General features: G+C 69.2%; 6 protein-coding genes and 1 pseudogene. 5 read left to right on the forward strand and 2 right to left on the reverse strand.

Translation table 11 applies throughout. The features are described 5' to 3' along the window. The 3 genes and pseudogenes from AC5RUJ_RS11675 to AC5RUJ_RS11685 form a co-directional block, all read left to right on the forward strand. Positions 1-202 (forward strand): annotated as a pseudogene (locus AC5RUJ_RS11675) (hypothetical protein); the annotation flags it as partial. A gap of 102 nt (positions 203-304) precedes the next feature. Next, entirely contained in the window at positions 305-730 is a 426-nt protein-coding gene (locus tag AC5RUJ_RS11680; protein WP_494013566.1) for a hypothetical protein, read from the forward strand. Between the two features lie 41 nt (positions 731-771). Further along, positions 772-1,656, forward strand: coding sequence for a DUF4261 domain-containing protein (locus AC5RUJ_RS11685; RefSeq protein ID WP_494127642.1), 885 nt, complete (start codon positions 772-774; stop codon positions 1,654-1,656). A 13-nt stretch (positions 1,657-1,669) separates the two neighbouring features. Here the strand turns inward: AC5RUJ_RS11685 and AC5RUJ_RS11690 are convergent, their stop codons facing one another. Then, complete coding sequence (locus tag AC5RUJ_RS11690) at positions 1,670-2,218, reverse strand: CGNR zinc finger domain-containing protein (protein WP_494024100.1); 549 nt, start codon at positions 2,216-2,218, stop codon at positions 1,670-1,672. A gap of 107 nt (positions 2,219-2,325) precedes the next feature. On the opposite strand from AC5RUJ_RS11690, the gene AC5RUJ_RS11695 reads away from it, so the two are divergent. Beyond that, positions 2,326-3,330 carry an EamA family transporter gene (locus AC5RUJ_RS11695; protein ID WP_494001087.1) on the forward strand — a complete coding sequence of 335 codons (1,005 nt, stop codon included), beginning with the start codon at positions 2,326-2,328 and terminating at the stop codon, positions 3,328-3,330. Here AC5RUJ_RS11695 and AC5RUJ_RS11700 read toward each other — a convergent pair. Beyond that, positions 3,314-3,991 (reverse strand): NADPH-dependent F420 reductase, encoded by a 678-nt coding sequence (locus AC5RUJ_RS11700; protein ID WP_494074576.1) that lies wholly within the window; start codon positions 3,989-3,991, stop codon positions 3,314-3,316. The genes AC5RUJ_RS11695 and AC5RUJ_RS11700 overlap by 17 nt on opposite strands. A gap of 190 nt (positions 3,992-4,181) precedes the next feature. Here AC5RUJ_RS11700 and AC5RUJ_RS11705 point away from each other — a divergent pair, with 190 nt between their 5' ends. Next, complete coding sequence (locus AC5RUJ_RS11705) at positions 4,182-4,457, forward strand: DUF2277 domain-containing protein (RefSeq protein ID WP_494013570.1); 276 nt, start codon at positions 4,182-4,184, stop codon at positions 4,455-4,457. Positions 4,458-4,476 lie beyond the last annotated feature (19 nt).

Below are 4,476 nucleotides of genomic sequence, written 5' to 3' on the forward strand. Positions count from 1 at the left end.
GGCCGGGTCCGTGCTGGCCCGCGACTGGCTGATCACCGGTGCCGTGTCCGTGGGCTTCGGCGTCGCGCTGCCCTTCTTCGCACACTTGGGCCCGCATGCGCTGCTGGGGGTGCTGGGCGGGGCGGCGATCATCATCGCCGTCGTCCTGCTGATCGCCGCCCTCAGCCTGCGCCACGACGCCAGGCAGCCTACGGCCGGCTGAATACAGCCCGCGGGTGTGGCCGGCGCCACCGGCGCCTGCGCGGCAACTTCTACGGCCGGTAGACTGGATGCAGGCTTTATCCGTCAGCAGGAGGAAATCATCGTGGGCAAGAACGCGTCTGGCCGTCCGGACGAAGGACGGATGTCCGTCAAGGGCCCGCTGATCTTCTCGGCGGTACTGGCCGTGATAGCGGGCGCGCTGACCATGGTCTTCGCCACCGGCGGGTCCGGAAACCTGCTGCGCTGGGACCTCGGCGTGACGGCGGCCGGCATCGCCTTCATCGCCTCGTTGCTGATTGTTGCGGTGCTGACCATGTCCACCAAGGAGAACCCGAGCCACCTCAGCGAGGGCTCCGGGATCCATCGGGTCTCCTCGAAGATCCCCGGCGGCGCCGGCACTGTTCCCGCCCCCGGCACGCCGCAGAGCCGGGCCCAGGTGGAAGAACAGCAGGCGGCGGAGGCCGCCGCGAACCCCGAGGCCACCAACCGCCTCTCGGGGAACGACGACGACGGCGACGCGCGCCGCTGATGCCTGGCGCCGGCCCGGCCGGACCTGACGAGCATGGCAGCATGACTTCCGGCCAGCCTTCCCCGCACCTGCCCGTCCCGGCAGATCCCGGCGACACCGCGGCGACCGGCGGCGGACAACCGCCCGAGGCCAAGACCACGGTGGCCGCGGAGCTGTGGTACCGGTCGGAACCCCTGCTCTTCAGCGAGGAACTCCAGGCGCGGTTGGCGGAGGAATTCCCCGGCGCCTCCTTTTCCGACGGCGTAGCCCTGCTGCCGCACGCCGCGCACTCCTTCGACATCAACGGCGTCTCCGGCGTGAAAACGATCCGGCTGAGCACCGGAGTGGCCGTTCCCCGCGGGCCGCTGTCCGCGGTCGAGGCGCTGGCGGCAACCCCCGCGGACCAAAGCTGGTCCTGGCCCGACGCCGAGCAGCAGGTTCCCGGCTGCACGCACCGCATCCTGGTCACGGAGGTGGTGGCCAGCGGCTTCGAACCCAAGCCGCGGGTCGAGTCTTTCCAGCGGGTGCTGCGCCTGCTGGCCGCCGAGACGCGGCCGGCGGCGGTCCGGTGGCTGCACAACTCGCACTGGCGGGACCCCCTGGAGCTTGAGGCGGCCCACCCGCTGGCGGGCCCGGTGAACATGCGGTTCTTCCTGGTCAGCAACGACGAGGGCGCCATGGTGGTGGACAGCCTGGGCATGTACCAGCTGGGCCTGCCGGACGTGCAGGTGCACTTCCGCGACAAGGATCCGAACCAGATGGTGGAACTGGCCTTCAACGTGGCAGCGTACCTTTACGAACACGGGCCGGTCATCGAATCCAACAGCCGGCTGAACGGCCCGGACGACCTGGTGTTCACCGCCAGCTGGGAAGATTCGCTGCTGCCGCCGCTGCGGACGGTCATCGACCTCGATCCCGGCCCGCCCTACTCCGCCGGCAGCCGCTAGTACCGTCCTCCGGTCAACCGTTGGCGGCCGACTTGCGGGCCCGATAGGCGGCCACGTGTGTGCGGTTGGCGCAGTTGCCGGTATCGCAAAAACGCTTCGACCGGTTCTTCGACAGGTCCACCAGCACCGCGGTGCAGTCGTCCGCGGCGCAGGTCCGCAGGCGGTCCAGCTGCTTCTCGCGGATCACGTCCACCAGCGCCATCGCCGCCTCCACGGCCATACGGACCTCCAGCGGCGCGTCCGGGCTGGTGGCATGCAGGTGGTAGTCCCACTGGTCGTGTTTGACCAGCTGCGGGATGGCGCCGGCGTCGGCCAGGATCGTATTGACAACGACGACGGCGCGGTCCTCCGTCGCGGACCAGACCTCCTTGAGCACGGGGCGCAGGGCGCGGACCGCCTCCAGCTCCGCCGTCGTATGCGTGCGCGAGCCGGTGAAGCCGAAGTCCGCCACGAGGGCATCGAGATCCGCTACGCTGGCGAGGGTGTCCGGGAAGACCTCGGCCGTATTGATCAGCCGGGCCGCATCCACCAGCGAGTGCTCGGTGTCATGAGCAAAGACCATATTGACCCCTGACAGTGGCGGCGATATTGTCAGTAGTATACCGCTCATGACTCCTGACAGACCTGTTCTGCGCCGGGAGCGAACCCGCACTTCCCCAAGGATCCGTCATGGCCTCCACCGCCGCCGAACAGCGTACCCAGACAGCCCCGCCGCGCCCCGGCTCCGCAGTGGCCGGCGTCGGCATCGCCCTGGCCTCTTCGGCGATCTTCGGACTCTCGGGACCCTTCGCCAAGTCGCTTCTTGAGGCCGGCTGGACGCCGGGCTCGGCGGTGGCGGTGCGCATGGTGGCCGCGGCGCTGGTGCTGTCCCTGCCCGCCGCGTTCATGCTGCGCGGCCGGTGGGACCAACTGCGGCAAAACTGGAAGACCATCGGGCTGTTCGGGCTGATCGGCGTGGCCGGCTGCCAGCTTTTCTACTTCAATGCCGTTGCCAGCCTCTCAGTGGGGGTGGCGCTGCTGCTGGAGTTCCTGGCGCCCGTGCTGATTGTGCTGTGGCTCTGGCTGACCAGCCGCCGACTGCCGCGGCCCGCGACCATCGCCGGTACCGTGCTTGCGGTGGCCGGCCTCATGCTCGTCCTCGACGTCTTTGGGCCGGTCAAGCTGGACGTTGCCGGCGTACTGTGGGGGCTGGGCGCCGCCGTCTGCCTGGTGGTCTACTTCTTCATCACCGCCAAGCAAAACGACTCGCTGCCGCCGCTGGTGCTGGCCGCCGGCGGCCTGCTGGTGGGCGGTGTGGCCATCGTCGTCCTGGGCGCGGTGCAGATCCTGCCGATGTCCTTCAGCACGGCCGGCGTCGAGCTGGCCGGTTGGCAGACCCAGTGGTGGGTGCCGCTGGTCGGGCTGGTGCTGCTGTCCACGGTGTTGTCCTATGTCACCGGCATCATGGCCGCCCGGGCGCTCGGTACCAAGGTGGCTTCCTTCGTCTCGCTGACCGAGGTGCTCTTCGCCGTCATCTGGGCCTGGCTGCTGCTGGGCGAGCTGCCCGCGGCCATCCAGTTGGTCGGCGGCGCTCTGATCGTGGCGGGCGTGGTGCTGGTCCGGGCGGATGAGCTGCGCGGCCCTAAACCGGCGGTGAACCGGAAGTATCTCCAGCGGGCTAGCGAACGATCTTGAAGTTGAAGCGGGGCGTGCCGAGCGCGCTCCAGAGGCGGAGCCAGGCCGGCAGGAGCATTTCGGCGCCGCGGGCGGTAGTGATGTCGCCGAGGTCGATCACGTCCTGATGTCCGAAGGCCTTCAGGAGCTCGGTGACCGTATTCTTGGCGTCGGCGTCGTTGCCGGACACGAAGACCGTTCCGGGGTCGGAGATCAGCCCGGGGCGGGCCTGGAGGTCGGCGGTGAGCGTGTTGAGGGACTTCACGACGCGCGCGGCCGGGAAGGCGCGCTGAATCTGTTCGCCGAGGGAGTCAGTGTCCTTGACGAAGAGGGTCGGGGGCATCCCGGTGCTGGGGTCCAAGGGGTTGGCGATGTCGAGCACGACTTTGCCGTCGAGGTTCTCGGCCCCGGCCTGGGTCAGCACGTCCAGGGAGGCGCTGCCGTTGGTGGCGTTGATGATCAGCTCGGCCCCGGCTGCGGCGTCGGCGAAGCGGGTGACTCCGATGCCGGGGTTGTCGGCCGCCCAGACGGTGAAGGGCGGGGTGCCCATGGCATCTGTCTCGGTCCTGGACAGCGTGGCTTCGGGATCGCGGGTTCCGATGGTGACGGCGTGGCCGAGCTCGGCCAGGCGGACCGCGATGGTTTGGCCGACCCTGCCGGTTCCGAGGACTGCTGTTTTCATGATGGTCTCCTGTCCAGCTCGGGTTGCCCCGGTCGAGTCTGACTCCCTACCACTTACTGTGCTCCTTCCGAGGGTGGCGGGCCAGTGGTCGAGGAAGTCGGAGGCGGTGCCCTGCCGGGGTGGTGCGATGCCGCGGCGGGGGAGCAAACTGGAACCAGCCAGCATCCACGATCCGAACCGGAGGCCCGACATGTGCCGGAATATCCGCCAGCTCCACAACTTCGAGCCCGCCGCCACGAACGCCGAAATTGAGGCCGCCGCGTTGCAGTACGTGCGCAAGGTCAGCGGCAGCAACAAGCCGTCGAAGGCGAACGAGGAAGCTTTCAACCGGGCGGTGCACGAGATCGCGCACATCACCGCCCACCTGCTCGACGACCTGGTGACCGCGGCGCCGCCGAAGAACCGTGAGGAAGAAGCCGTGAAGGCCCGTGCCCGCGCCGCCGTCCGCTACGGGGCCGCCGTCTAGGCCCGGCGCCGGGAGGCGG

It is taken from the genome of Arthrobacter sp. Y3223164 (genome assembly GCF_059091005.1).

Excerpts from the sequence above, each read along its gene's own strand:
- AC5RUJ_RS11685 (WP_494127642.1), top strand. The coding sequence starts at position 772 with ATGACTTCCGGCCAGCCTTCCCCGCACCTGCCCGTCCCGGCAGATCCC.
- AC5RUJ_RS11705 (WP_494013570.1), top strand. The coding sequence starts at position 4,182 with ATGTGCCGGAATATCCGCCAGCTCCACAACTTCGAGCCCGCCGCCACG.
- AC5RUJ_RS11690 (WP_494024100.1), bottom strand. The coding sequence starts at position 2,218 with ATGGTCTTTGCTCATGACACCGAGCACTCGCTGGTGGATGCGGCCCGG.
- AC5RUJ_RS11695 (WP_494001087.1), top strand. The coding sequence starts at position 2,326 with ATGGCCTCCACCGCCGCCGAACAGCGTACCCAGACAGCCCCGCCGCGC.
- AC5RUJ_RS11700 (WP_494074576.1), bottom strand. The coding sequence starts at position 3,991 with ATGAAAACAGCAGTCCTCGGAACCGGCAGGGTCGGCCAAACCATCGCG.